Source organism: Bradyrhizobium sp. P5_C12 (genome assembly GCF_054049735.1).
This window is the reverse complement of record NZ_JBFULU010000016.1, coordinates 78,644-102,223: the sequence shown is the minus strand read 5'-3', so window position 1 is coordinate 102,223 and position 23,580 is coordinate 78,644. Positions and strand designations below refer to the sequence as shown.

At 64.2% G+C, this 23,580-nt stretch carries 21 protein-coding genes; 11 read left to right on the top strand and 10 right to left on the bottom strand.

Going from position 1 to position 23,580, the window contains the following annotated elements; translation table 11 throughout:
• Positions 1–200 precede the first annotated feature (200 nt).
• Positions 201–404 carry a YodC family protein gene (locus ACXJMY_RS16850; protein ID WP_456620454.1) on the top strand — a complete coding sequence of 68 codons (204 nt, stop codon included), beginning with the start codon at positions 201–203 and terminating at the stop codon, positions 402–404.
• A 110-nt stretch (positions 405–514) separates the two neighbouring features.
• Here ACXJMY_RS16850 and ACXJMY_RS16845 read toward each other — a convergent pair whose 3' ends face one another.
• Complete coding sequence (locus ACXJMY_RS16845) at positions 515–1,024, bottom strand: hypothetical protein (protein ID WP_456620453.1); 510 nt, start codon at positions 1,022–1,024, stop codon at positions 515–517.
• A gap of 254 nt (positions 1,025–1,278) precedes the next feature.
• Between ACXJMY_RS16845 and ACXJMY_RS16840 the strand changes: the two genes are divergently transcribed.
• Together ACXJMY_RS16840 and ACXJMY_RS16835 are read left to right on the top strand one after the other, a co-directional pair.
• Positions 1,279–2,325, top strand: coding sequence for a hypothetical protein (locus tag ACXJMY_RS16840; protein WP_456620452.1), 1,047 nt, complete (start codon positions 1,279–1,281; stop codon positions 2,323–2,325).
• Positions 2,326–2,414: 89 nt separating this feature from the next.
• Positions 2,415–2,618: a DUF2158 domain-containing protein gene (locus ACXJMY_RS16835; protein ID WP_456620451.1), complete on the top strand. Its 204-nt coding sequence runs from the start codon at positions 2,415–2,417 to the stop codon at positions 2,616–2,618.
• Positions 2,619–2,768: 150 nt separating this feature from the next.
• Here ACXJMY_RS16835 and ACXJMY_RS16830 read toward each other — a convergent pair whose 3' ends face one another.
• Together ACXJMY_RS16830 and ACXJMY_RS16825 are read right to left on the bottom strand one after the other, a co-directional pair.
• Positions 2,769–4,067, bottom strand: a complete 1,299-nt coding sequence (locus ACXJMY_RS16830) for a glycosyltransferase (protein ID WP_456620450.1) — start codon at positions 4,065–4,067, stop codon at positions 2,769–2,771.
• A gap of 225 nt (positions 4,068–4,292) precedes the next feature.
• A complete protein-coding gene (locus tag ACXJMY_RS16825; RefSeq protein ID WP_456620449.1) occupies positions 4,293–6,473 on the bottom strand; it encodes a PQQ-dependent dehydrogenase, methanol/ethanol family in 2,181 nt (726 codons plus the stop codon).
• A gap of 347 nt (positions 6,474–6,820) precedes the next feature.
• On the opposite strand from ACXJMY_RS16825, the gene ACXJMY_RS16820 reads away from it, so the two are divergent.
• Genes ACXJMY_RS16820 through ACXJMY_RS16810 form a run of 3 tightly spaced genes read left to right on the top strand, consistent with a single transcriptional unit; the run spans position 6,821 to position 10,048 of the window.
• Entirely contained in the window at positions 6,821–7,897 is a 1,077-nt protein-coding gene (locus ACXJMY_RS16820; RefSeq protein WP_456620448.1) for a type III polyketide synthase, read from the top strand.
• On the top strand, positions 7,894–8,412 hold the full coding sequence (locus tag ACXJMY_RS16815; RefSeq protein WP_456620447.1) for an isoprenylcysteine carboxyl methyltransferase family protein: 519 nt from the start codon (positions 7,894–7,896) through the stop codon (positions 8,410–8,412). Before ACXJMY_RS16820 ends, ACXJMY_RS16815 begins: the two co-directional genes overlap by 4 nt.
• A gap of 46 nt (positions 8,413–8,458) precedes the next feature.
• Positions 8,459–10,048 carry a DHA2 family efflux MFS transporter permease subunit gene (locus ACXJMY_RS16810; RefSeq protein WP_456620497.1) on the top strand — a complete coding sequence of 530 codons (1,590 nt, stop codon included), beginning with the start codon at positions 8,459–8,461 and terminating at the stop codon, positions 10,046–10,048.
• On the opposite strand, the gene ACXJMY_RS16805 is transcribed toward ACXJMY_RS16810, so the two are convergent.
• The 3 genes from ACXJMY_RS16805 to ACXJMY_RS16795 form a co-directional block, all read right to left on the bottom strand.
• Entirely contained in the window at positions 10,038–10,808 is a 771-nt protein-coding gene (locus ACXJMY_RS16805; RefSeq protein WP_456620446.1) for a sulfite exporter TauE/SafE family protein, read from the bottom strand. The genes ACXJMY_RS16810 and ACXJMY_RS16805 overlap by 11 nt on opposite strands.
• 219 nt (positions 10,809–11,027) lie before the next feature.
• Positions 11,028–11,192: a hypothetical protein gene (locus tag ACXJMY_RS16800; RefSeq protein ID WP_456620445.1), complete on the bottom strand. Its 165-nt coding sequence runs from the start codon at positions 11,190–11,192 to the stop codon at positions 11,028–11,030.
• Positions 11,193–11,286: 94 nt separating this feature from the next.
• Entirely contained in the window at positions 11,287–12,135 is an 849-nt protein-coding gene (locus ACXJMY_RS16795; protein WP_456620444.1) for an outer membrane protein, read from the bottom strand.
• A 290-nt stretch (positions 12,136–12,425) separates the two neighbouring features.
• Between ACXJMY_RS16795 and ACXJMY_RS16790 the strand changes: the two genes are divergently transcribed.
• Positions 12,426–13,409, top strand: coding sequence for an AraC family transcriptional regulator (locus tag ACXJMY_RS16790; protein WP_456620443.1), 984 nt, complete (start codon positions 12,426–12,428; stop codon positions 13,407–13,409).
• A gap of 112 nt (positions 13,410–13,521) precedes the next feature.
• On the opposite strand, the gene ACXJMY_RS16785 is transcribed toward ACXJMY_RS16790, so the two are convergent.
• Genes ACXJMY_RS16785 through ACXJMY_RS16770 form a run of 4 tightly spaced genes read right to left on the bottom strand, consistent with a single transcriptional unit; the run spans position 13,522 to position 16,328 of the window.
• The gene (locus ACXJMY_RS16785; RefSeq protein ID WP_456620442.1) at positions 13,522–14,778 is read right to left on the bottom strand and encodes a CCA tRNA nucleotidyltransferase; all 1,257 of its coding nucleotides are present in this window, start codon (positions 14,776–14,778) and stop codon (positions 13,522–13,524) included.
• Positions 14,779–14,788: 10 nt separating this feature from the next.
• Positions 14,789–15,052 carry a DUF6111 family protein gene (locus ACXJMY_RS16780; RefSeq protein WP_456620441.1) on the bottom strand — a complete coding sequence of 88 codons (264 nt, stop codon included), beginning with the start codon at positions 15,050–15,052 and terminating at the stop codon, positions 14,789–14,791.
• On the bottom strand, positions 15,049–15,720 hold the full coding sequence (locus tag ACXJMY_RS16775) for a CoA pyrophosphatase (RefSeq protein ID WP_456620440.1): 672 nt from the start codon (positions 15,718–15,720) through the stop codon (positions 15,049–15,051). Before ACXJMY_RS16775 ends, ACXJMY_RS16780 begins: the two co-directional genes overlap by 4 nt.
• Positions 15,717–16,328 carry a DUF1285 domain-containing protein gene (locus tag ACXJMY_RS16770; protein WP_456620439.1) on the bottom strand — a complete coding sequence of 204 codons (612 nt, stop codon included), beginning with the start codon at positions 16,326–16,328 and terminating at the stop codon, positions 15,717–15,719. Before ACXJMY_RS16770 ends, ACXJMY_RS16775 begins: the two co-directional genes overlap by 4 nt.
• A 272-nt stretch (positions 16,329–16,600) precedes the next feature.
• On the opposite strand from ACXJMY_RS16770, the gene ACXJMY_RS16765 reads away from it, so the two are divergent.
• The 4 genes from ACXJMY_RS16765 to ACXJMY_RS16750 all read left to right on the top strand — a co-directional run bounded on the left by ACXJMY_RS16765 (position 16,601) and on the right by ACXJMY_RS16750 (position 23,547).
• On the top strand, positions 16,601–17,599 hold the full coding sequence (locus tag ACXJMY_RS16765; protein WP_456620438.1) for an AAA family ATPase: 999 nt from the start codon (positions 16,601–16,603) through the stop codon (positions 17,597–17,599).
• The gene (locus tag ACXJMY_RS16760) at positions 17,599–18,543 is read left to right on the top strand and encodes a DUF58 domain-containing protein (protein ID WP_456620437.1); all 945 of its coding nucleotides are present in this window, start codon (positions 17,599–17,601) and stop codon (positions 18,541–18,543) included. The genes ACXJMY_RS16765 and ACXJMY_RS16760 overlap by 1 nt, the downstream gene beginning before the upstream one ends.
• Positions 18,540–21,353, top strand: coding sequence for a DUF4159 domain-containing protein (locus ACXJMY_RS16755; protein WP_456620436.1), 2,814 nt, complete (start codon positions 18,540–18,542; stop codon positions 21,351–21,353). Before ACXJMY_RS16760 ends, ACXJMY_RS16755 begins: the two co-directional genes overlap by 4 nt.
• 130 nt (positions 21,354–21,483) lie before the next feature.
• Positions 21,484–23,547, top strand: a complete 2,064-nt coding sequence (locus ACXJMY_RS16750) for a hypothetical protein (RefSeq protein ID WP_456620435.1) — start codon at positions 21,484–21,486, stop codon at positions 23,545–23,547.
• Positions 23,548–23,580 lie beyond the last annotated feature (33 nt).

Here is a 23,580-nt window from a genome sequence, read left to right as displayed (position 1 = left end):
AGCCCCTGCGCAACCCATCGCGCAGGCGCCTTGGCCTCCGTCATGGTCCCGCTTCCGGCTTGAAGCTCCGTCGTCGGCGCTTCAGCAGCCTGGCAGCGGATGCGCGCTGCCGCAGCACATCCACTGATCCCGCATCTTGCGATCGGCGTGTCATGCCGGCTTGCTAGCTTCTTAAGTCAATCAACCCGAAAGGACCATCCATGGAACTGAAAGCCGGCGATATCGTCATGCTGAAATCCGGCGGCCAGCCGCTGACCGTCGCGAACGTAAAAGGCGACGACGTGAACTGCCTCTGGATGGGCGCGGAAGGCGACCTGTTTCGCGAGACCCTGCCGCTCGCCGTGCTCGAACGCCTGGAGGAAGTGGACGAGGACGACGACGAGGACGACGAAGACGAGGAGTAGGACCGCCTGAGACGTCCTCCGCAATCCTCAACAATCCCGACGCGGAGACCCCCCAGCCCTCCCCCGCAAGCGGGAGAGGGAGCCCAGTGCCGATGCCGACGCATCGTGGGCTAACCCCGAACGCCACAGCACTTCGGCGGCGGCTTGCAATGGTTGCGGTTGTCGGGCGTCCACTCGCAGTCCGGCGGCAGGACGTTCTTCCTGACGAATTCCCGCACCGTGGCGCCGGCGCGGTTCACGAGAGGAACATCCGGTTCGGACGCGGGAGCTGCGGCGGCGGGCGCCGGCGCGCGCGAACGGGCGACCGCCGGGACGGGGCCGATGCGGGTCGCGACGGCAGTGCCGGTCGACATCGATCTGCCGTCCGGCGCGAGCGTGTAGTTCCAGGTCCCCAGGCTGTTGGTGTAAATCAGGACGTCGCCGGAGCAAGTCCAGGTGCCCTGCACGCAGGCGGGATGCTCGCTGCACAGCGCCCGTCCGTCGGCCTTCACCGAGCCTCGGTTGCCGCTGCCGGAATGCCGCCACTCCCCGACGAACTTTCCGGCGCAGCTCGACGGCGGAGCGGCAAGCGCCGGCGCGATGGGCATCAGCAGCAGCGAAATCGCAATCAACAATCGCATTATGGTCTCCCCCCGAAAAACCCTCGGATCCTACCTATCCACCTCCGGGCGTGCCAGCGTCGCTCGCCGGTAAAGTTTAATGGGTCCGCTCTTATCACGGTGACCGTGCACGCAATCTCCGTCTCATCATCACGCGTGAAACGAGCGTGATCTGACAACGCCCTTGCCTTACTTGAAGTGAAATACCTCACAACCTGCAATCCGGGATTGCGCTAGCCTCGCTCCATGGGGCGTGGAGTGAGTTGGAGGCGACAATGGAGCAGGACCTTCCAAAGGAAGCAGCGCGCACACAACCCCCGGCCGGCGCGTGGCAGAGAATCCAGTCCTGGGATAGCCGCCTGTCAGTGACCAAGGGACTGACGGCCGTCACCCTGCTGACCGGCTTCCTGGGCGGATACTTCCAGTATCTGAATTCCTACGAGCAAAAGGTCGGAGAGCAAGCCAAAGCAGACATGCAGAAGGCGACCGACACCTTCATCGAAATTTCGAACGCGTTCGCCGAAGTGCAGATGCTGCAAGAGAGCATGCTGCCCGAGCAGTTCGGTTCGCTGAAGGCGCAAGCAAGTCCCGCCTTCATACCCATCGACGCGAAGACGCTCGAACCATTCTCCGACTATTGGAAAGCACGCACATCGTTGCGGCGGAACGGCGCCATCTTCGCACGCAAGGCGGAGATCTACATCGATTGGCCCAGCGACATGGGCCGCGATGCGGCAGCGGAGCACACCCTTGACCAGGATCCCCTGACGGCAACGCTGCTCACCAAGTACAATTTCGATTGCGACGCCGAAGCCAACCTGCCGCAGTTCAAGGGTGCGATCTACAGCGGAGGCGATCCAGGGCGCCCCAGCGAAGAACTCTGTAACGACCCAACGGCCAATGGACTGAAGGCCTATGTCGATCTCTGTGCCAGGCTGCCGGGCGGGGCGATCGATCCCCTGCAGAAGGTCGTCGCCGTCAACTGGTGGAGCGCCAAGCACCACGTTCTGGTGATGCATCATTGCTTCGAGGCGCTGCGCGRCCAACCGAACCCGCTGCAAGCTCCGGCATCGGGCAGCGATGTCCCCAACGATCGCAAGCTGGAGACCATGAAGCCGCGGGACAGCAGCGAGCACAGGTTGCAGCTTCAGGCCCGTCGGCTCGACGCGTTCATGACGCTGACGATGGCGCAGCTGGACCGCATCAGGGTGCGATACCGTCCCACCGGCTTCGTCTGTCATGTTCCGGTGGTGCGCGACGCGGTCGGCTATTTCAGCAACCAGTGTCTGCCGATACCGCCGATCACGAGCGAGCGCACCTGAGGCCCATCCACGCAGCGCCCTGCGTTTTCCGCGTGTCATGACCGCCTGCTAGCCTGTCCTCCGAGCAGATCAACTCGGAGGACAAATCCATGGACTTGAAAGCCGGCGATGTCGTGATGCTGAAATCCGGCGGCCATCCGCTGACCGTCGCGGAGGTGAAGGAGGACGACGTGCTCTGCCTCTGGATGGGCACGGAAGGCGACCTGTTCCGCGAGACGCTGCCGCTCGCCGCACTCGTGCAGGTGGAAGAAGACCACGACGAGGACGAGGATGACGACGAGGACGAAGAGTAGGCACCCTTAAGGCCGAATCCTGCTTGGATTCGGCTCTCGCTGTCACCGGCCGTTCGGCCTCAGACGAGTCCCCTCATCTGCGGCCGCACGGTCAACTTCCCGAGCGGCGGCGAAGGGCACCTCATCTGTCAGGCGCCGTGTTGTGAACTGTCAGGCAGATTTTCGAAGCGGTCGTGTCTTCGGTTGCTGTCTCGCCGCGCGGCCAATGGCGGCGATCGCCTCCATCTCGTCGACGAGGCTGGAGCGATCGATATCGACCTTCATGGCCTCGCCGAGGAGAGAAGCCGCCGTCTTGAATTGCGGCTCCGCAATCAACCGGTTCACCGCCGCGGCAATGTCCGCTTCGGAGGCGGTTGGCGGCAATCGAAGCCCCGCCCCCTTCGCCTCGACGCGCGCGGCGTTGGCGGCCTGGTCCCGCCCCATTGGCAGAATGAGCTGCGGCAGTCCGTTGATGAGTGAGCGCGTGGTCGTTCCGTGGCCGCCTTGCGATATCACCACGGAAACATCCTTCATGACCAGGTCATGGGGAGCGCCCCGGGTCAAATGCACATTCTTCGGAGCCCTGAGATCGGCGACGTCCAGATTGGGACCGGCCGTTGCAAGGGCATCGATCTCGACCGCTTCCATCGCGTCGATAATGCGCTGAAACATGTCGCGCTGACCTTGCGCGCCCGTGCTGCATGCGATCAACGCGCGAGGACGCCCCGAGCGGGCCGACCATGGCGCTCGCCATGCCTCCGTCTGCAGAGATCTGGACCAGTTCGGGACATCGAGCAGCGGTCCGACATAGCGGAAATTGTCGGGCAGCGTGTCGGCCTGAAAGTCGAACGCCTGGCTGGTCGCGAGCAACAGTCGGTTGGCGCGGTCGAACAGATCGAAGACATCTCTCAGCGGAAAAAGACCCAGATCGGCGCGTGAGCGGTTGAGATCGGGCAGAAACGCATTGAGTGTTTCGGCCTGCCTGGCATTGGCGGCGTCGACTTCGGCGCGCTCTTCCGGTGTCTTCGGTTGGCTCAATGCGCTGATGGCCGGCGGCATTCCCGGCAGGGGCCGAAGGCTGACATGAGGGGACAGCAGAGCGAAAGGCACGCCGGATGCCTCCGCCCCGAGCGCGCCACCAAAAAGCACGTCAAGCACGAGAACGGCATCGGTCGGCAGACGGCCGATCTCATCGCGGATATCGACCGCATAGAGCGCCGCCGGATCAAAGATGGCCCGCCGTAGAAAGTCGTTTATGTCCGAGACATCGACCGGATCCGCAGCCGTTCCGGTCGGGGCGCGGCGCCATGTGACGAATGCAAAGCCGGAGGCCTCGACCTCGGAGCGCATCGCCGGATCCGCCATCACCCGGATGTGGTGTCCATTTTGGCGCAACCTCCGCGCCGCAGTCAGCAGCGGGCTTAGATTTCCGAGGGTCCCCCACGACGCCAGCAAAAAATCATACGACATCCTAGAATCTCTCCATCGCTTGGCCGCGCGTGCGCGCTGGTCCCGCCAAGAATGAAGTGGCGTGCGCTACTGAACGATGTCTCTTCAGTTTGAGATGGTTACAGCTGTAAGGAGAGGACGACCGCTTGTGGGCGCAGAGCGGACATCCGAGTTGCGGACATCCGAGTTGAAGGCTGCAGGCAGACACGATCTTCGGCAGGTCTGCCTACAGCGCCTGCTGGCTCATCACCTGCTCTTCGGTCTGATGGCGTCAACAGTTCCCTGGATGAAGGCCTGGAGTTTCCCGACGTCCCCTTCCGTCAACTTGCCGCTAAAATCCGGCATGCCCTGGTCGCGGAATGGACCGTGGAAGAGGATATTCCTTAGATTGGAGATCTCATCAGTGCCGACGTAGCCGAGATTGATGATGTTGCCGCCGCGGCCGACGCCGGGCACACCGTGGCAGGCTATGCAGGCCGCCGTGACATAGATCTCCCCGCCCTCCCTGATATCCTTCGGATCGTACTTCACGCCCTGCAGCAGACCTTCGGTCTGATACTTGACGAACTCCGGCAGCTTCGCCGTGCCGCCGAGCGCGTATGTATAGATCGTTCCCGGGTTCTGGTACTCGGTCGCGCGATGCGCAAGGCCGTAGGAACCGCCCCAGCCAACCGCAATCGAGATGTATTGCCTGTCATCGACCATGTAGGTTGCGGCGGCCGCCACCGCGCCGGTCCCGGTTGGCATTTCCCACAGCTTGGTGCCTTTTGCTGCGTCATAAGCGACGAAGCGGCCATCCGCGGTCCCCTGGAAAACCAGATTGCCGGCGGTGGTCAGCGTACCGCCGTTCCACGGCGACACGTGCTCGACTCGCCAGACTTCCTTTTGATGCACCGGATCCCAGGCGAGCAGACGTCCGAACGGGGTCGATGTCGGAGACGGATTGAAAACGAAGCCGATATTCGCGCCCAATATGGCGCCGATCTTACCTGGCGCAGTGGCATTCTGCGCAAATGACTTTTCCGGCGTCAGATTGACCGGGATGTGCTGCGCCGGAAGGTAGACAAGGCCGGTCAGGGGATTGAACGACATCGGCTGCCAGTTGTGGGCTCCGTCCGGTCCCGGAATGGACTCGTATCGATCTGCGTCGCGCGCAGCCGGCAGCTCAACAGGCCGTCCGTTGGCGTCGTATCCCGTCGCCCAATTCACGTCGACGAAGTTCTTCGCCGAGATGAACTTGCCGTTGGTGCGATCGATGACGAAGAAGAAGCCATTCTTCGGCGCGTGCAGGATCACCTTGCGCGGCACGCCGTCGATCTTGATATCGGCCAGGATCATCGGCTGGGTTGACGTATAGTCCCAATTGTCGCCGGGCGTCTCCTGATAGTGCCAGATATACTGGCCGGTGTCGGCGTTGAGCGCGACGATAGAGGCCAGATAAAGATTGTCGCCGCCCGACGGACTGCGAAGCTTGCGATTCCAGGGGCCGCCGTTTCCGGTGCCGACGTAAACCATGTTCAGATCCGGATCGAATGTAATCGTGTCCCACGGCGTGCCACCGCCCCCGTTGATCCAATATTTGCCTGAGGGATCCCAGGTCTTCGCCGCGGCTGCCATCGAAGCGTCCTCAAACGGCTTCGATGGATCCCCGGGCACGGTGAACCAGCGCCAAATTTGATTGCCGGTCTCGCTGTCGTACGCCGTGATGTATCCGCGCGCACCGTATTCGGCACCGCTCTGGCCGATCACGACCTTGCCGTTGAAGACTCGAGGCGCGCCGGTGATTGTGTACGAATGCTCGTGGTCGATCAGCGTATCCTTTTCCCAGAGCTCGGCCCCTGTCGCGGCATCGAGCGCGATCAGGCGTCCGTCATAGGCGGCGACGAATACCTTGCCCTTGTAAAGCGCGAGGCCACGGCTGACAGCGTCGCAGCACCCCCGATAGCCCTTTGACCGGTCGACACCTGGATCGAACGACCAGATTTTTGTCCCGGTCCGCGCGTCAATGGCATGGACCACGTTCCAAGGCGCCGACTGATACATGATGCCGTCGACGACGAGTGGGGTTGCCTCGATCCCGCGCGATGATTCAAGATTGTAACTCCAGACGAGCCCGAGATCCTTCACGTTGTCAGTGTTGATCTGATTGAGTTGGCTGAACCGCGTTTCGGCGTAGTCGAGACCGACGGTAGGCCAATCCCAGGATGTTTTCGTATTTGCTTTGATGAAGTCGCTGTCGACCCGCGAGATATCCGCCTTGATACGGTCCGGCTGCGCGTCGGTCCCGGCCTGCGCCCATGCACTGGAAGGGAGGGAAAGACCCAGGAGAACAAGAACGACACTGATCTCACGGAAGGCAATCTTACTCTTGAACCGATCGCCCGACTTTTTTTCAGGCCATTGATGCTGTGCGCTGGATTGCCCCATGGCTCACCTTCTTCCGTGCATATCGAGACCACGATGCGTGCGCATGCCTGCGCTCCGCTTCCGTTGATATGAAGTCTCAAACCTGCCCGGACGGTGCTACTGAAGCATTTCAGTCCTGACATGCCCGATTGCATTTGTAGGAAAGCGCCCTGCGTCGGAGCGTTCCGCTCCGGGGGCGGCGATCGATCGCTCCGAGCGCGCAATTTGTTTCGTCAAGCTAATTGAGCAGGACGAACAGGACTCCAAGTTGGCGCTGGAGAATTGTAACGCTGTTCAAGTTTTAGTGACGTCTCCGGCCGATTATTTGTTACACGCGTCGAAATATTAGCACCGCGCCGATGTTTCTTATGGCGATGACAGAAGCGTCAAGATCCCCGCCCGCAGCTGCCCTGGTCTCGCTAGCGACGTCGGTGCCTCCCCACGTCTTTTTACAAAAGGACGTTCTGACAGCAGCCTGGAATGTCTTCGGCCCTCGTTTTCCCGAGTTCGAAAGGTTCTCGAGCATTTTCTCGAATACCGGAATCGTCAAACGTCATGGCGTCAAGCCGTTCGACTGGTATCTCGAACGACGAGGCTGGCCGGAACGCACCGAGGCCTTTCTCGAAGGAGCTGAAGCGCTATTTGTCGATGCCGCCGAGAAAGCGCTTGCGAGCGCAGAGCTTGCCGGCGGCGACATCGACACCGTCGTGACTGTCTCTTCCACGGGAATCGCGACTCCAAGTCTCGAGGCGCGCGTCAGCCGCCGGATAGGGTTCCGGTCCGACGTGATGCGTGTACCGGTGTTTGGTCTTGGCTGTGCGGGCGGGGTTTCGGGATTATCGATCGCGTCGCGCCTCGCCCAGGCGCGACCAGGAACCAACGTGCTGCTGGTCACGATCGAGCTCTGCTCACTTGCACTTCGCCTGGACGAACTTACCAAGGCCAACATCGTCGCCGTTAGCCTGTTCGGCGATGGCGCTGCTGCAATCGTGCTGCGCGCGGGCGATGGCGGCGCTACGCAGATCGAGGCTGCCGGCGAACACCTTTGGCCGGATACGCTCGGCATCATGGGATGGAATGTCGACCCGGAAGGATTTGGCGTCATCTTTCGTCGCACCATACCCGACTTCGTCACGAGGCATTTCAACCCCGCCGTGACCGAAATTCTCTCCAGAATGCGCCTTTCGATGGAAGACATCGACCGGTTCATCTGCCATCCCGGCGGCGCGAAGGTTATCGGTGCATTGGAAAGCGCGCTCGCGCTCGACCAGGGAACGCTTTGCCATGAGCGGCAGATTATCGCCGACTTTGGCAACATGTCGTCACCTACTGTATTGTTTGTGCTTGAGCAGGCCCGCGCGAAGGGGCTGCCGGCGCGCTCGCTCTTGACGGCGCTCGGACCCGGCTTCACCGCGAGCTGTGTCACGCTACGGCACGCTGCGTGACGCTTGCTGAACTCATTCTCGGCGCCATCACGCTGCAGCGCGTCGGCGAACTCGTCATTTCGCGCGCCAACACTCGAAAGCTCCTGGCCCGCGGCGCCGTCGAGGTGGCACCCCGGCATTATCCGTTGATCATCACGGTTCATGCCGCCTGGCTGTTGTCGCTGTGGGTGTTCGGCCGCGACCAACCGGTGAATGTCGGTGCCCTGGCCGGCTACCTCATCCTTCAGTGCCTTCGCTTCTGGGTCATCTGGACGCTCGGCTCACGATGGACGACGCGGATTATTGTTCTGCCCGAACAACCGCTCGTGTCAGCGGGACCCTATCGATTTCTGTCGCATCCCAACTATGCCGTGGTTGCCGGCGAGATCGCCGTGCTCCCTTTGGCTCTGGGTCTGCCGCTGCTGGCCGTGGTCTTCACCGTCCTCAACGCTGCGGTTCTCGCAATCCGCATACGGGCCGAGAACCGCGCCCTCGCCGCATCCCGTGAGACATTGTGCGTGGCTCATAATGACTGAACGGGTTACCGAGCCGAGTGTGGCTACGTGGCTTGGCTTCGTCCTGATGTGCCTTGGCATGTTCATGGCGATCCTCGACATTCAGGTCGTCGCCACGTCGCTACCCACGATCCAGAGTACACTCGCCATTTCGCGAGAGGCGATGAGCTGGATCCAAACCGCGTATCTGATCGCCGAGATCATCGCCATTCCACTGACCGGGTGGCTTACGCGCGCCCTGACGCTGCGATGGCTGTTCGTCATTGCGATCAGCCTCTTTACCCTCGCCTCCATCGGTTGCGCGTTCAGCGGCGGTTTTACGACGCTTGTCAGCTTCCGCGTGCTTCAGGGTTTTGCTGGCGGCGTGCTGATTCCGGCGGTTTTTTCCGCTGTCTTCCTGCTGTTTCCGATTCGTTTGCATCCCGTTGCCACCACCATGGCCGGCGTCATGGCTGTGCTGGCGCCCACGGTCGGGCCGGTGGTCGGCGGCTGGATCACCGACACCTGGTCCTGGCATTGGCTGTTTCTGATCAATGTCGCCCCCGGCGTGGTCGCCGCACTCGCCGCGCCAATGCTGCTGCCGCGCGAACGACCCCGGCTTTCCGATCTGGCCACACTCGACGTGCCGTCTCTCGCACTTCTTGCGGTTTCGCTTGCATGCCTGGAGATCGGCCTGAAGGAAGGCCCGCAGCGCGGGTGGCTTTCTCCATTCTGCTCCATCCTGATCGTCTTGAGTGCTGCCGCGGCAACTGTCTTCGCCATCCGAACACTCAGGGCCGCGCATCCGGTGGTCGAACTGTCGACATTTAGATCGCGCTCGTTTGCGATCGGTTGCGCATTGAGCTTCTTCCTCGGAATTGGATTGTTCGGCTCGGTCTATCTCATGCCGGTCTTCCTCGCCTATGTTCGACATCATGACGCATTTGAAATCGGCACGATCATGCTCGTCACCGGCGTTGCGCAGCTTGCCACCGCGCCGATTGCGGGCCTGCTGGAAAGCAGGCTTGATCCCCGTTGGTTGTCGGCCGCGGGGTTTGGTCTGTTCGCGGTCGGACTGGGTTGCAGTGCATTCGAGAGCCGTGCCGCCGACTTCCAGGAAATGTTCTGGCCGCAGGTCTTGCGCGGCGTTGCGATCATGTTTTGCCTGCTGCCTCCGACCCGGCTGGCATTGGGTTCGCTGAACCCGTCACAGATACCGGACGCAAGCGGCCTGTTCAATTTGATGCGAAACCTTGGCGGTGCAATCGGTATCGCGCTGATCGATACGATCCTTTATGGGCGCACCATCGAGCACGCCGACGCTCTGCGCGACCGTCTGATTGCAGGCGATGTGACCGCGGCTCAGGCGATCGGGCTTGACCTGACGTTGTTTACTCACCGCCCTCCGGGGGTATCCGACGCCACGATTGAAGCCTATCTGCGTCCCATGGTCGAACAGGCCGCTTTCGCGCTCAGTGCCAACGAAGCCTGGGCGCTCCTCGCTGGCGTGGCGCTGCTCGGACTATTGCTCATTCCGTTCGCGGATGGTCGATCGGAAGGCACCGACGCGGCCACAGACCAACTTGAACATCGAAGCCACATTGCGCTGGAGGCCGCCTCCTTCGATCCGTCGTCCAGGCGCGACATGCCGGTTGGGCCGGGGTCGTCTACGCGATGAGCTGCCTCGCCGCCGCCGAAATCATCACAAGCCCGCCTGTAATCACCGCAACGTCGAGAATCGCGGTGTGGATATGCACCGGCATCCGTTCGACGAAAGCTTTTGCGAGGAACGCGCCGGGGATCGCGATCGCCCCTATCAGCAGCGCAAAGGCGAGCACCTGCGCGGTCACCGCGCCGGCCAGGCCGAACACCGAGATCTTGATCAGGCCCGTGCCGAGCGAGATCATCGCATCGGTCGCGATCACCGCGGCGCCTTCGAGGCCCGCGGCCATCAAGAGCGAGAGCAGGATCACGCCGGAGCCGGACGTGCCGCCGACGAGTACGCCGTAACCGACCGAGCCGGCCGCAAGCCCGGTGTCGCCGATCTTGACCTGGCGGCGGCGGAGCACGCGGCGCAGCGGCACGCTCAGGATCAGCATGGAGCCGATCACTAGCGCTGCGCCTGCATTGGTGAGGCGCGTATAGCCGTAGGCGCCGAGCGCCGTCGTCAATGCCGCGCAGGCGAGCACGATCAGCGCGCGGCGGCGATCGGCATAGCGGAGATAGGCAGCCGCACGACTCGAATTGGTGAAGATGGCGGAGATCGCGATGATCGGCACCACCGGCTCGGCGCCGACCAGCGGCACCAGCACCAGCGGCATCAGCGCGCCGGTGCCGTAGCCGGCAAGACCACCGATGATCGAAGCAAACAACGCCATCAACGCGACCAGCAGAAGCTGCAGAAGCGAGATATCGGCGAAGCCTGAGACGATGGTCACGTTTTCCGTTCGCGGCTGACGCGTGCCGCAGCTTGATCTGCGATGGAAGCGAGCGCGGCTTCCTCTAGCGGAAAATCCGCCGCAAGCCAAGCGTCCTCGGCGAGTGTCAACACATGTTGAGCAGTAGATGATCGCAGGCGGGTCTGCGCCCGCGATCACTCCTTTTGCTTCGCGACGACTGTCGCTGGAGGCGGGCCGATCTTCGGTCGCCCGAGCGGGTCAAAAGCGGAAGTTCATCCCCATACGATCCATGTCGTAAGCGTTGCTGAACTTGACTTTGACGAAGCCATTGCCGGTCGCCGGCCCCTGCACAGTCAGCTTCACGCTCTGGTCACCGAGATCGACGTGCAGGCATCCGGCCTTGACGGTGGCGTTCGGGAGCACCGCATATTCGAGGCCGCCACCGGCCGTCCAGCAACATCTGTGACGAGGAGGTTGCAAGGAGCCGGGTTCTGATTCAATCAGAACCGAATAGGCTCTAGAAGCGATAGTTAAGACCGACGCGCGCGGTGCTGAAGGTGGCGCGGCCGACATTGGCGCTAATCGAGGCCGGCGTATCGCCGGGAATGAAGACCGCCAGAGCCGTTTCGGTGATTTTCTTCCCAGCAAGGCTTACATATAGATATTCGGCCTTGAGGGTCATGCGCTCTCCGAGAGCGTATTCAAATCCACCGCCCACCGTCCATCCCGCAGTTACGTCGCGCGACACGCCGGAAAAGCAGGTGGTGCCGCTTGCGCATGTGAAGCCGCTGTTGTCGGGCAGTCCATTGGCTGTGAAACGAACGGTACTATTGTTGATGTAACTTCCGCTGCGCGTGACCTGACCAGACGCCAGACCACCGGTGACATAGGTCAACAGCGTGCTGGTCGGCAGGTAGCCGAGGCGGGCCCGCACCGTGCCGAACCAGTCGATCCGCTCGTCGAAGGGTGCCGAGTATGGACCTGGAATGGGCACTGGGGGCATGACACCGGAGCTAATGCCTGAGCCTTTGATGCCGGACCAGTTGAAATCGGCCTCAAGGCCGACAAGCCAGCCCGTGCGGAGCTGTCGGTTGTAGCCGAACTGCAATCCGCCGAGCGCACCCGACGTCTTGAACGACGCTGGTGGCGGGATGCCGTCAGAAACAGACCAGACACGGGTAGCGTCATCGTTCGGGGCAAAACTCAGGTCGCGATCGCCCCAGCCATAGCCAACGTTCACACCGGCGTAAAATCCGGTCCAGTCATAGACCGGGAYCGRCTTCGCCTTCACCGGCAGGTCGGCAGCCAATGCCGGCGACAGCATCATGGCTGAAACGACAACACCGGCCGCGATCAATTTTCTCATTGTTTAAATACCCAATAAGTCCGTCGTTCGGGATGACTACCGGGCCGCGCTTGGGTCGTCTTGTCCGCGAAGGTGCTGGGCTTGATCGAAACGGCACGGCAACAGGATCGCCGGCGAATGTGATTTCGGCGCAACGGTCGGCAGCCGAAAACTTGACCTATCCGGCACCGAACTTGACCTGGAATGCACGGCGGTCCGCTTTTGCATCACGTCGATGGACTGATGGGTGGATGCCATTCGCGCGGCCTCATGATAGCAATGGAACCGGCACGCGAGGATTATGGACGGATATGCCGAAGGTAGAATTTTCATCGGACCAGCTTCCATCCCACCTGAACGACAAGGCCCGATTCCGCCTGTGGCACGACATATGGATGGAACAACTCGGCAAGGCGGACATGAAGCACGCCGAGGACAAGCCATTCTATACCGCATCGAAGAATGTTCTTCTTGGCGAATTGAGCGTCGGCCGGTTTGCCACGACGACGGAACACTACGTGCGCACGCGCAAGCACGTGGCCAATGATCGCGACGACATTTTTGTGGGCTTTTATCGCAGCCCCCAGCCGCAATTATGGACGGTCGGAAACCAGGGGTTTGAGCTGCAACCGGGAAGTGTCGTTGCCTTCAACATCGCCCAACCGGTCTCGAGCTTTACGAACGGCCTCACAGCGTGGAATTTGACCTCCATACCTCGTGCGCAAATTCTGAAACTTGTTCCACATGCCGATCATCGTGCGGCAATGTTGCTCGACCCGGCCAATCCGGCGGTACGGCATCTCGAACGCACCATCAATTTTCTCCTTGAAGCCGATGAAGTCTACGAAGACCCGGAGTTGACGCGGCGCGCCAAGGCGATGCTCGGAGACTTGATCGTGTTGGCGCTCGGCGCGCGCGGCGAAGTCGCGGAGATCGCGGCGGAACGCGGCTTGCGCGCCGCGCGGCAGCGCGAACTGATCGCAATCATTGAGAAACGCTTCGCCGAGCCGTCTCTGTCGATCACGGCCATCGCGGATGCTCTCAGTCTATCGCGCCGCTATGTGAGCGATTTGCTACTCGAAAGCGGCGCGACATTCTCCGAGCGCGTACTTGAACTGCGCTTGCTGAAGGCGCGGGCCATGTTGTCGGACGTTCGCTACGACGACACGAAGGTGAGTGACATCGCCTTTGCCTGCGGCTTCAATGAAGTGACTTACTTCAATCGCCGCTTCCGCGATCACTTCGGCTGCTCACCGACGCAATATCGAATAGGAACGAACCACAGCGGTACATGATTGGATTTGCAGTCGGGCACCGGCGCGCCGGTTTCGCCAAGTTGGAACAACGCCATCAACGCGACCAGCAGAAGCTGCAAAATCGAGATATCGGCGAAGCCTGAGACGATGGTCACGTTTTCCGTTCGCGGCTGACGCGGGCCGCAGCTTGATCCGCGATGGAAGCGAGCGCGGCTTCCTCCAGTGGAAAATCGGCTGCAAGCCAAGCGTCCTCGGCGAGCGTCAACACATGCCCAAGTGCCGGCCCTTCCGCCATCCCGCGCGCGATGAAGTCGGCGGCGCGAAGCGGAAATTTCGGCGCGGTCCAGCGCTGCGGCAGCTCGGCGAGCTCGCGCCAGTGCGACGATGTCACATCGCCGCCATTCCTCGCCCAGCCCAGCAACACGCGATCGTGATAGGGCCCGGCCCCCAGCCGGTACAACAGCCGCCGGGCATGGGCCTCGTCCTTGGCGGCGAAGCGCCACCAGCGATGCCCCATCGAATCCAGCGCCTTGGCTTCGGCGTTGGAGAGCCTCAAGCGCGCGGCGACGCGTTTTGCATCCTCGGTCACGGCGACCGTCAGCGCGGCCAGGCGCCGGGTGCTGCTTGCCGGCAGGCCGAGCGCGCGTTCGATCGCGATCATCGCCGACAATGGTCCGGTGTAGGCGACGCCGCCGATCAGCGCTTGCAGCAATCCGCCCTCGGCCATTGCGAGCCCTGCTGCAGACGCGCCGGCCGCGACCAGCAGCTTCAGCATCTCCATGCGCACCCGTTCGGCCGACAGGCTCGCGAGGCCTCCGCGGCCGCGGATGCAGGCGAGATAGCCGTCGCGGTCGGGCTCGCCGGCGCCGAAGGCGGCGTGGATGCGGAAGAAGCGCAGGACGCGCAGATAATCCTCGGCGATGCGCTGGTCGGGATCGCCGATGAAGCGCACGCGCCGCGCGGCGGCGTCGGCAATGCCGCCGACATAGTCGTAGACTATTCCGGCTGCGTCGACCGAGAGCCCGTTCATGGTGAAGTCGCGCCGCTCGGCGTCTTTCACCCAGTCGCGGCCGAAGGCGACCTTGGCCTTGCGCCCGAACGTCTCGGTGTCCTCGCGCAGCGTCGTGACCTCATAGGGCTGCCCGTCGATGACGAGCGTGACGGTGCCGTGGTCGATGCCGGTCGGCACGCCCTTGATGCCGGCAGCCTTGGCGCGCCGCATCACCTCGTCCGGCAGCGCCGTGGTCGCGATGTCGATGTCGCCCGGCGGCAGATCGAGCAGCGCGTTGCGGACGGCGCCACCGACCACGCGCGCCTCCTCGCCCTCCGCGTTCAGGAGCTGCAGGACGCGCGCGGTCCCGCCTGCGGTCAGCCAGGGCGCATCGGCGAGTATCGGCTCCGCGCTCATCGTTCGGCCCTTATTTTTCCCTGCCCGGCACCAGCTTGCCGTTCTCGATATGGGCAGGAATGTACGTCGAATCCGGCGCGGCGCCGGAGAAATGCGCAAACCCGATCAGCCCTGCGATCACCAGGACGAGCGCCACCAGGGCAAGGCGCGCGACGATGGTGATCGGCCAGGACGATTGCACGAACAGTCCGGAACGGGTGGCGGCCAGGAACAGCGCATAGACGACAAAGGGGACGAGGAAAATTCCGATCTCGGTCAAAACCGGCCGGATCATGATGAATAGATCCGCTCATAAAGCACACGCAGCATTCCGGCCGTCGCACCCCAGATGTAGCGTTCCGCGAACGGCATGGCGTAGTAGAACCGCTCCATGCCGCGGAATTCCTTGCTGTGCACCTGATGGTTCACCGGGTTCATCAGGAAGGATAGCGGCACTTCGAACGCATCATCAACCTCGGAATGGTTGATCGTCAGCTCAAACCCAGGCCGCACCCTGGCAACGGTCGGCAGGATACGGAAGCCGAAGGCGGTGCCGTAGAGATCGAGATAGCCGATCGGCTCGACGAAGTCTCTGGACAGGCCGACCTCCTCCTCGGCCTCGCGCAGCGCCGCATCGAGCGGGGACCTGTCGGTCGCATCGATCTTGCCGCCGGGAAAGGCGATCTGGCCGGCATGGTCATTCAGATGCGCCGAACGCTGCGTCAAGAGGACGGTCGGCTCGGGATGGTCGACCACCGCGATCAGCACCGCTGCCGGCCGCACCGGCCGCTCGCGCGCGACGATCTCAAGCATCTTGTCGGTACCGGGATCGCCCGAGGCCGGAACGATGTTCGGATCGTACAGGCCGGGCGGAACGTCGAAGCCGAGCCGCGCCCTGGAGCGGGCGAAGAAATCGGCCGCACCGACCGCGACGGGCTCGTTCCTCGGAATAGGCTTGTTCAAAGCGCGGCCCTCACCTGCTCCGCGTCGGCCATGGCGAAGAATTCGCCGGCCGACTCGACGCCGAACATCGGCTGGCCATCGACCATCCGCTCCTCGCCCATGTCAACCAGATCGTAATAGAGCGCGCGGGTGACCTTGGCCCAGAGATCGGCGCGCACGTGCAGATAAGGAGTCAGCCCGCCGTCCCCGGCCTGCTCGAAGCGCAGCCGGTGTGCGGCGTCGCAGGTGACCCAGTCGTCGACATTGGTGCGGAAGCGGAGCACGCGATGGTCGTTCTCGCCGTCCTTCAGCATCTCGACCGCCATGAACGGCGCATCGTCGACGCGGATGCCGACCTTCTCCACCGGCGTGACGAGAAAGTGCTTCTCGCCTTCGCGCTTCAGGACCGTCGAAAACAGGCGCACCAGCGCGGGCCGGCCGATTGGCGTGCCCATGTAGAACCATGTACCATCCGAGGCGATTCGAATGTCGAGATCGCCGCAAAACGGCGGATTCCACAGATGCACAGGAGGTAGTCCTTTTTTGACGCCTTCTGCGTTGGCAGCACTTTTGGCGGCGGCAGTCAGCCCCTCGAGACCGCGATCGGCACTCTGCCCTTGGTTCGCCATGGTTTGCCCTGACTTTGTCATTTGGCACGATTGGTGCAGGTCTGATTTGTAAGTCTACGTCGTATGTCGATGTGCGGTTCCACCCCGGATTAGCCCGGTGTGGAGGTCGCCACTTCGTGATGCCCTACATATCCCGAAGCCGATAAGGTGGGGATAGGTTAATTCAACGAATACATGGCCTTCCTGCAAGTCTAGCATAGGCCCATGATCCGACGTGATGAGATGATTTGACGACGCAAGCGAGCCGCGTGGCGGACGTAAGGAGCTGACGGATGGCGGAAAGTGTCGAGAAACTCGAGGACGGGATCGTCCGTTCGGCCGAGCAGGTATCTGGTCAAATTCGCGCGGCCAAGGACGCGATCGCTTCCGTCATCTTCGGCCAGGACCGGGTGATCGAGAACACGCTGGTCACCATCCTCTCCGGCGGCCATGCGCTCTTGATCGGCGTGCCCGGCCTCGCCAAGACCAAGCTGGTCGAGACGCTCGGCGTCACGCTGGGCCTCGACGCCAAGCGCATCCAGTTCACGCCCGATCTGATGCCGTCGGACATTCTCGGCGCCGAAGTGCTCGACGAAAGCACCGCCGGCAAGCGCTCCTTCCGCTTCATCTCCGGTCCCGTCTTCGCGCAGCTGCTGATGGCCGACGAGATCAACCGCGCCAGCCCGCGCACGCAATCGGCGCTGTTGCAGGCGATGCAGGAGCAGCACATCACCGTTGCCGGCGCGCGCCACGATCTGCCGAAGCCGTTCCACGTGCTCGCGACACAAAATCCGCTGGAGCAGGAAGGCACCTATCCGCTGCCCGAGGCGCAGCTCGACCGCTTCCTGATGGAGATCGACGTCGATTATCCCGATCGCGACGCCGAGCGCCGCATCCTGTTCGAGACCACCGGTGCCGACGAGACGCTGGCGCGGGGCTCGATGACGGCGGATGCGCTGATCACGGCGCAGCGGCTGGTCCGCCGCCTGCCGGTCGGCGATTCCGTCGTGGAGGCGATCCTGTCGCTGGTGCGCGCGGCCCGTCCGGGTCCGGACAGCGGCGAGACCGGCAAGTTCATCGCCTGGGGCCCGGGCCCGCGCGCCAGCCAGTCGCTGATGCTCGCGGTGCGCGCGCGTGCGCTGATCGACGGACGCCTTGCGCCCTCGATCGACGACGTGCTCGACCTCGCCGAACCCATTCTGAAGCACCGCATGGCGCTGACCTTCCAGGCGCGGGCCGAAGGTCGGACGATTCCGGACGTGATCCGGCAGTTGAAGACACGGATCGGTTGATGGCCGCAGACAACGGGCACACAGCAAAGGAGATCATCGCGATCCGACGTGCCGATGGCGAAAGCCGCACGCTCGCCGCTTCGCTGCCGCGCCTGGTGCTCGAGGCCCGCCGTATCGCCGCCAACGTCATCCACGGCCTGCACGGAAGGCGCCGCGCCGGCTCCGGCGAAAATTTCTGGCAATACCGCCGCTTCGTCTCGGGCGAGCCGTCGCAGAACGTCGACTGGCGGCGCTCGGCGCGCGACGACCATCTCTATGTCCGCGAGCTCGAATGGGAAGCCTCGCACACGGTGTGGATCTGGCCCGACCGCTCGCCGTCGATGGCCTTCGCCTCGAAGCAGGCCCGCGAATCCAAGCTCGAGCGCACGCTGATCGTCGCCTTTGCGCTGGCCGAGCTGCTGGTCTCGGGCGGCGAGCGCGTCGGCATTCCCGGGCTGATGGCGCCGACCGCGAGCCGCAGTGTCATCGACAAGATGGCGCAGGCGATGCTGCATGACGACGCCGAACGGCTGAGCCTGCCGCCCTCCTTCGTGCCCTCGGCGCTGGCGGAGACGATCGTGCTATCGGATTTCTGGTCGCCGGTCGCGGAGATCACAGCGACGCTCGCCGGTCTGGCCGGCTCCGGCGCGCATGGCACGCTGGTGCAGGTCGTCGATCCCGCCGAAGAGTCCTTCCCCTATTCCGGCCGCATCGAGTTCGTCGAGCCCGAAGGGTTCGGCGTGATCACCGCCGGCCGGGCCGAGAGCTGGGTGCAGGATTACACCGCGCGGCTTGCACTGCACCGCGACCAGATCCGCGCCGAGACCAACAGGCTCGACTGGCTGTTCGCGACCCATTCGACCGACCGTTCCGCCGCCGAACTGCTGCTGTTCCTGCATGCCGGCATGCAGGTGAGCAAGTCGGGCGCCCGCACCACGACGATCAAGGCGGGGCCGGCAGCATGATGGGATTGCCGCTCGCCTTCACCGAACCGCTGCTCCTGATCGGCCTCGTCAGCCTGCCGGTGCTGTGGTGGCTGCTGCGCGTGATGCCGCCGCGGCCGCGCCGCATCGAGTTTCCGCCGACACGGCTGTTGTTCGACATCGCGCCGAGGGAAGAGACGCCCTCGCGGACGCCGTGGTGGCTGACCGCGCTGCGGCTTTTGGCTGCGGCCCTCGTCATTTTCGCCGCCGCCGGCCCGATCTGGAATCCGCAAACAGGCCTCGCCTCCAGCAAGGCGCCATTGATGATCATGTTCGACGACGGCTGGAGCGCGGCTTCGAACTGGGACATCCGGATCAGGGCCGCCGACGAGCTGATCGCCAATGCCGAGAATGACCGCCGCGCCATCGCGCTGGTGCCGCTGTCCGAGCCGAACCGCGACATCACGCTGATGCCGGCGGGTGCTGCGCGCGTGGCGCTGCGGCAGCTCACGCCAAAACCCTATTCCATCGAACGCGTGGAAACCCTCACCGCGATCGATCGTTTTCTGAAAGCGACCGGCGACTGCGAGATCGCCTGGCTGTCGGACAGCGTCGACACCGGCCGCGGCGAGGAGTTTGTGCAAGGCCTCGGCAAGACCATCGGAGATCGCAGCTTGACGGTGTTCGAAGGCGGCACCTCCTCCCCGCTGGCGCTGGCCGCAGCGGAGAACGCGGCGGCGAAAATGACGGTGAAGGTGCTGCGCACCGACAGCGGCATCACCGCCGGCACCGTGCGGGCGCTGGACCAGAAGGGCTCGCCGATCGGCGAGGCGCGCTACAGCTTCGGCCCGCAGGACAAGGAAACCGAAGCGGCGTTCGACCTGCCGGTCGAGCTGCGCAACGACATCACGCGGCTCGAGATCTCCGGCGAGCGCTCGGCCGGCGCGGTGCAGCTGCTGGACAAGCGCTGGCGCCGGCGCGCCATCGGCATCGTCTCCGGTGCGACCAGCGAGACCGCGCAGCCGCTGCTGGCACCGACCTTCTATCTCACCCGCGCGCTGGCGCCGTTCGCCGACGTGCGGCTCGCGGACAAGGGCTCGCCGCAGCAGGGCATCACGCAATTCCTCGACCAGAAGCTGCCGATGATCATTCTGGCCGACGTCGGCACCATCGCGCCCGAGCTGCGCGAACGGCTCAACGCCTGGATCGACCAGGGCGGCGTGCTGGTGCGGTTCGCCGGGCCCAGATTGGCGCAGGCCGAAGACGATCTCGTTCCGGTCAAGCTGCGCAAGGGCGGCCGCACGCTCGGCGGCAGCCTGACCTGGGAGAAGCCGCAGCATCTGGCCACCTTCAGCGCCGATGGGCCGTTTACCGGCGTGGTCGTGCCCAAGGACGTCACCGTGAGCCGGCAGGTTCTCGCCGAGCCCGACGCCGTGCTCGCCACCAAGAGCTGGGCCTCGCTGGAAGACGGCACGCCGCTGGTGACCGGCGAGCATCGCGGCAAGGGCCTGGTCAGCCTGTTCCACGTCAGCGCCGACATGCGCTGGTCGGATCTGCCGATGTCGGGCACCTTCGTCGAAATGCTGCGGCGGATCGTCGACATGTCCGGCTACACCACCAAGCCCGGCGCAGGCGTTGCCGGCGAGGCGAGCACCGAGACGGTGGCGCCGCTGCACATTCTCGACGGCTTCGGCGCCTTCGGCCCGCCGCCGGCCACCGCAAAGCCGTTGCCCGCGGATTATCGCGACCGCGCCACACCCGATCATCCGCCGGGCTTTTACGGTCCGCCAGAAGGACCGCTCGCCGTGAACACGCTCGCCGCCGCCGACCGCATCGCGCAGCTCAACACCGCGAGCCTGCGCGCCCGGCACGCCACCTACACCAATGCCGAGCCACGCGATTTGCGCGGCTGGCTGCTGTCGACGGCGCTGGCGCTGTTCCTGATCGACGCCATCATCGTCGCGGTGCTGGGCGGCGGCCTCGCCGCGCTGCTGCGCCGCCGCGCCGCGCCTGCAATGATCGTGCTCGGGCTGGTGCTTGCCGGCCTGTTGGCGTTCTCGCCGACGCCTTCGCGCGCCGACGGCGCCGCGGACGAGTTCGCGATGAAGGCGGTGTCGCAGACCCGCCTCGCCTATGTCGTCACCGGCAATGCCGACGTCGATTCCATCGTCAAGGCCGGCTTGTCCGGACTGACGCTGTTCCTGGCACAGCGCACCGCGCTCGAGGCCGGCGATCCCGTCGGCGTCGATCCCGCGCGCGACGAGCTCGCCTTCTTCCCGCTGATCTACTGGCCGATCGTGCCGGGCGCGCCAAAGCCGCCGCAGGACGCGATCAACAAGATCGACGCCTATATGAAGCAGGGCGGCACCGTGATCTTCGACACCCGCGACGCGATCGAAGCGCCGCCCGGCGACAACAGTGCCTCGCAGACGCCGGGAATGCGGGCGCTGCGCGAGATCCTGTCCTCGCTCGACGTGCCCGAGCTCGAGCCGGTGCCGCGCGAGCACGTGCTGACCAAGACCTTCTACCTGCTGCGCGACTTCCCCGGCCGCTTCAACTCCGGCCAGACCTGGGTCGAGACGCTGCCGCGCGAGGACGACGACGAGAGCGCACAGCGGCCGGCGCGCGGCGGCGACGGCGTCTCCCCGATCATCATCACCTCGAACGATCTTGCCGGTGCCTGGGCGATCCGTCCCGACGGCCAGCCGATGCTGCCGCTCACGCCGGGCGAGCCGCGCCAGCGCGAATTCGCCTACCGCGCCGGCGTCAACATCGTGATGTACACGCTGACCGGCAACTACAAGGCCGACCAGGTGCACGCGCCGGCCTTGATCGAACGGCTGGGGCAATAGAGATGCGCGTGACGAGCTTGAGCCACACGCCCCGTCATTCCGGGATGGTCCGAAGGACCAGACCTGGAATCTCGGGATTCCGGGATCGATGCTTCGCATCGCCCCGGAATGACGTTGATAGGTCTGTCTGATGAATTACGGCATTGCGTTCACGCCGCTGGTTCCCGCGATCGTGCTGTGGCTGGCGCTCGCCGCGGTCGTCGTCATCGCGCTCGTGCTGGCGCTTGCGCGGGCGCGCGGAGCGGCCGTGCGCGTGGCGGCGCTGGCGCTGTTCCTGCTGGCGCTCGCCAATCCCTCCTTCACGCGCGAGGACCGCGATCCCCTCACCTCGATCGCGGCCGTCGTCGTCGACAAGAGCCCGAGCCAGAATTTCGGCAACCGCACCCGCGAGGCCGCACAGGCGCAGGAGGCGCTGGTCGACGGCCTGAAGAAGATCAAGGGCCTCGAGGTCCGCGTCGTCGATGCCGGACAGGCCGATGGCGAAACCGACGGCACAAGGTTGTTCGGTGCGCTCGCCTCCGCATTGTCGGACGTGCCGGTCGACCGCGTCGCCGGCGCGTTCCTGATCACCGACGGCCGCGTCCACGACATCCCGGCCAATGCCGCCGCGCTCGGCTTCCAGGCGCCGGTGCACGCGCTGATCACGGGACAGAAGGACGAGCGCGACCGCCGCATCGCGATCACGGCGGCGCCGCGCTTCGGCATCGTCGGCCAGAACCAGACGATCACCTACCGCCTCGACGACCAGGGCGTCAGCGGCGAGCGCGCCAAGGTCACGGTCCGCAGGGACGGCGAGGTCATCAACGAGCGCACGCTGTCGAGCGGCCAGACCGCGAGCGTCGACGTCGACATCAAGCATGCGGGGCCGAACATCGTCGAGATCGAGGCTTCGCCGCTCGAGCGGGAACTGACACCGGTGAACAACCGTGCGGTCGTCGCCATCGACGGCGTGCGCGACAAGCTGCGCGTGCTGCTGGTCTCGGGTGAGCCGCATTCCGGCGAGCGCACCTGGCGCAATTTGCTGAAATCCGACGCCAGCGTCGATCTCGTGCACTTCACCATCCTGCGTCCGCCGGAGAAGCAGGACGGCACGCCGATCAACGAATTGTCGCTGATCGCGTTTCCGACCCGCGAGCTGTTCCAGCAGAAGATCAACGAATTCCAGTTGATCATCTTCGACCGCTATGCCCGCCAGGGCGTGCTGCCGATCGCCTATTTCGACAACATCGCGCGCTACGTGCGCGCCGGCGGCGCGGTGCTGGTCTCGGCCGGCCCCGACTATGCCTCGAACACCAGCATCTGGCGCACGCCGCTGGATTCGGTGCTGCCGGCAGAACCCGTCGGCGTCACCGAAAAACCGTTCTACGCGCATCTGTCCGACGTCGGCAAACGCCATCCCGTCACGCGCGGGCTGGAAGGCTCGGCATCCGAGCCGCCGCGCTGGAGCCGCTTCTTCCGCACCGTCGAGACCCGCAATTCCGTCAACCCGCCGGTGATGACGGGCGTCGACGGCAAGCCGCTGCTGTTCCTGTCTCGCTTCGGCGAAGGCCGTGTCGCGCTGCTGCTGTCCGACCACATCTGGCTGTGGGCGCGCGGCTACGAGGGCGGCGGTCCACATCTCGATCTCTTGCGGCGGATGTCGCACTGGCTGATGAAGCAGCCGGATCTTGATGAAGAGGCGCTGCGCCTCCAGGTGCAGGGCAAGGATCTCGTGGTGGTGCGCCAGACCATGTCGGACAGCGTCCAGCCGGTGAGCGTGACCTCGCCCTCCGGTGTATCGCGCGACCTGACGCTCAGTGCCGGCGACCCCGGCGAGTGGCGCGCCAGCCTGCCTGCGAACGAGCTCGGCCTGTGGCAGGCGACCGACGGCACGCTGAAGGCGCTGATCAATGTCGGCCCGACCAATCCGAAGGAGTTTTCGGAAGTCACCTCCACCACCGAGACCTTGAAGCCGCTGACGCAGGCCACCGGCGGCAACGCCGTGCGCGTGGTCGACGGCGCCAGCGTCGAGCTGCCCCGGGTCGTGCCGGTGCGCTCGGCCAGCATGTTCCATGGCGACGGCTGGATGGGCGTGCGGATGCGCGACGCCAGCGTGGTGAAGGGCGTCGGCGTGCTGCCGATCTTCTCCGGCCTGATCGGGCTGCTGCTGCTGCTCGGCGCATTCGCCGCGACCTGGGTCCGCGAAGGACGCTGAATCCTTGTAGTTGCCCGAACGACACATCGCACG

Excerpts from the sequence above, each read along its gene's own strand:
- ACXJMY_RS16780 (WP_456620441.1), bottom strand. The coding sequence starts at position 15,052 with ATGATCCGGCCGGTTTTGACCGAGATCGGAATTTTCCTCGTCCCCTTT.
- ACXJMY_RS16845 (WP_456620453.1), bottom strand. The coding sequence starts at position 1,024 with ATGCGATTGTTGATTGCGATTTCGCTGCTGCTGATGCCCATCGCGCCG.
- ACXJMY_RS16790 (WP_456620443.1), top strand. The coding sequence starts at position 12,426 with ATGCCGAAGGTAGAATTTTCATCGGACCAGCTTCCATCCCACCTGAAC.
- ACXJMY_RS16770 (WP_456620439.1), bottom strand. The coding sequence starts at position 16,328 with ATGGCGAACCAAGGGCAGAGTGCCGATCGCGGTCTCGAGGGGCTGACT.
- ACXJMY_RS16825 (WP_456620449.1), bottom strand. The coding sequence starts at position 6,473 with ATGGGGCAATCCAGCGCACAGCATCAATGGCCTGAAAAAAAGTCGGGC.
- ACXJMY_RS16830 (WP_456620450.1), bottom strand. The coding sequence starts at position 4,067 with ATGTCGTATGATTTTTTGCTGGCGTCGTGGGGGACCCTCGGAAATCTA.
- ACXJMY_RS16850 (WP_456620454.1), top strand. The coding sequence starts at position 201 with ATGGAACTGAAAGCCGGCGATATCGTCATGCTGAAATCCGGCGGCCAG.
- ACXJMY_RS16820 (WP_456620448.1), top strand. The coding sequence starts at position 6,821 with ATGGCGATGACAGAAGCGTCAAGATCCCCGCCCGCAGCTGCCCTGGTC.
- ACXJMY_RS16810 (WP_456620497.1), top strand. The coding sequence starts at position 8,459 with ATGTGCCTTGGCATGTTCATGGCGATCCTCGACATTCAGGTCGTCGCC.
- ACXJMY_RS16765 (WP_456620438.1), top strand. The coding sequence starts at position 16,601 with ATGGCGGAAAGTGTCGAGAAACTCGAGGACGGGATCGTCCGTTCGGCC.
- ACXJMY_RS16785 (WP_456620442.1), bottom strand. The coding sequence starts at position 14,778 with ATGAGCGCGGAGCCGATACTCGCCGATGCGCCCTGGCTGACCGCAGGC.
- ACXJMY_RS16755 (WP_456620436.1), top strand. The coding sequence starts at position 18,540 with ATGATGGGATTGCCGCTCGCCTTCACCGAACCGCTGCTCCTGATCGGC.
- ACXJMY_RS16835 (WP_456620451.1), top strand. The coding sequence starts at position 2,415 with ATGGACTTGAAAGCCGGCGATGTCGTGATGCTGAAATCCGGCGGCCAT.
- ACXJMY_RS16760 (WP_456620437.1), top strand. The coding sequence starts at position 17,599 with ATGGCCGCAGACAACGGGCACACAGCAAAGGAGATCATCGCGATCCGA.
- ACXJMY_RS16750 (WP_456620435.1), top strand. The coding sequence starts at position 21,484 with ATGAATTACGGCATTGCGTTCACGCCGCTGGTTCCCGCGATCGTGCTG.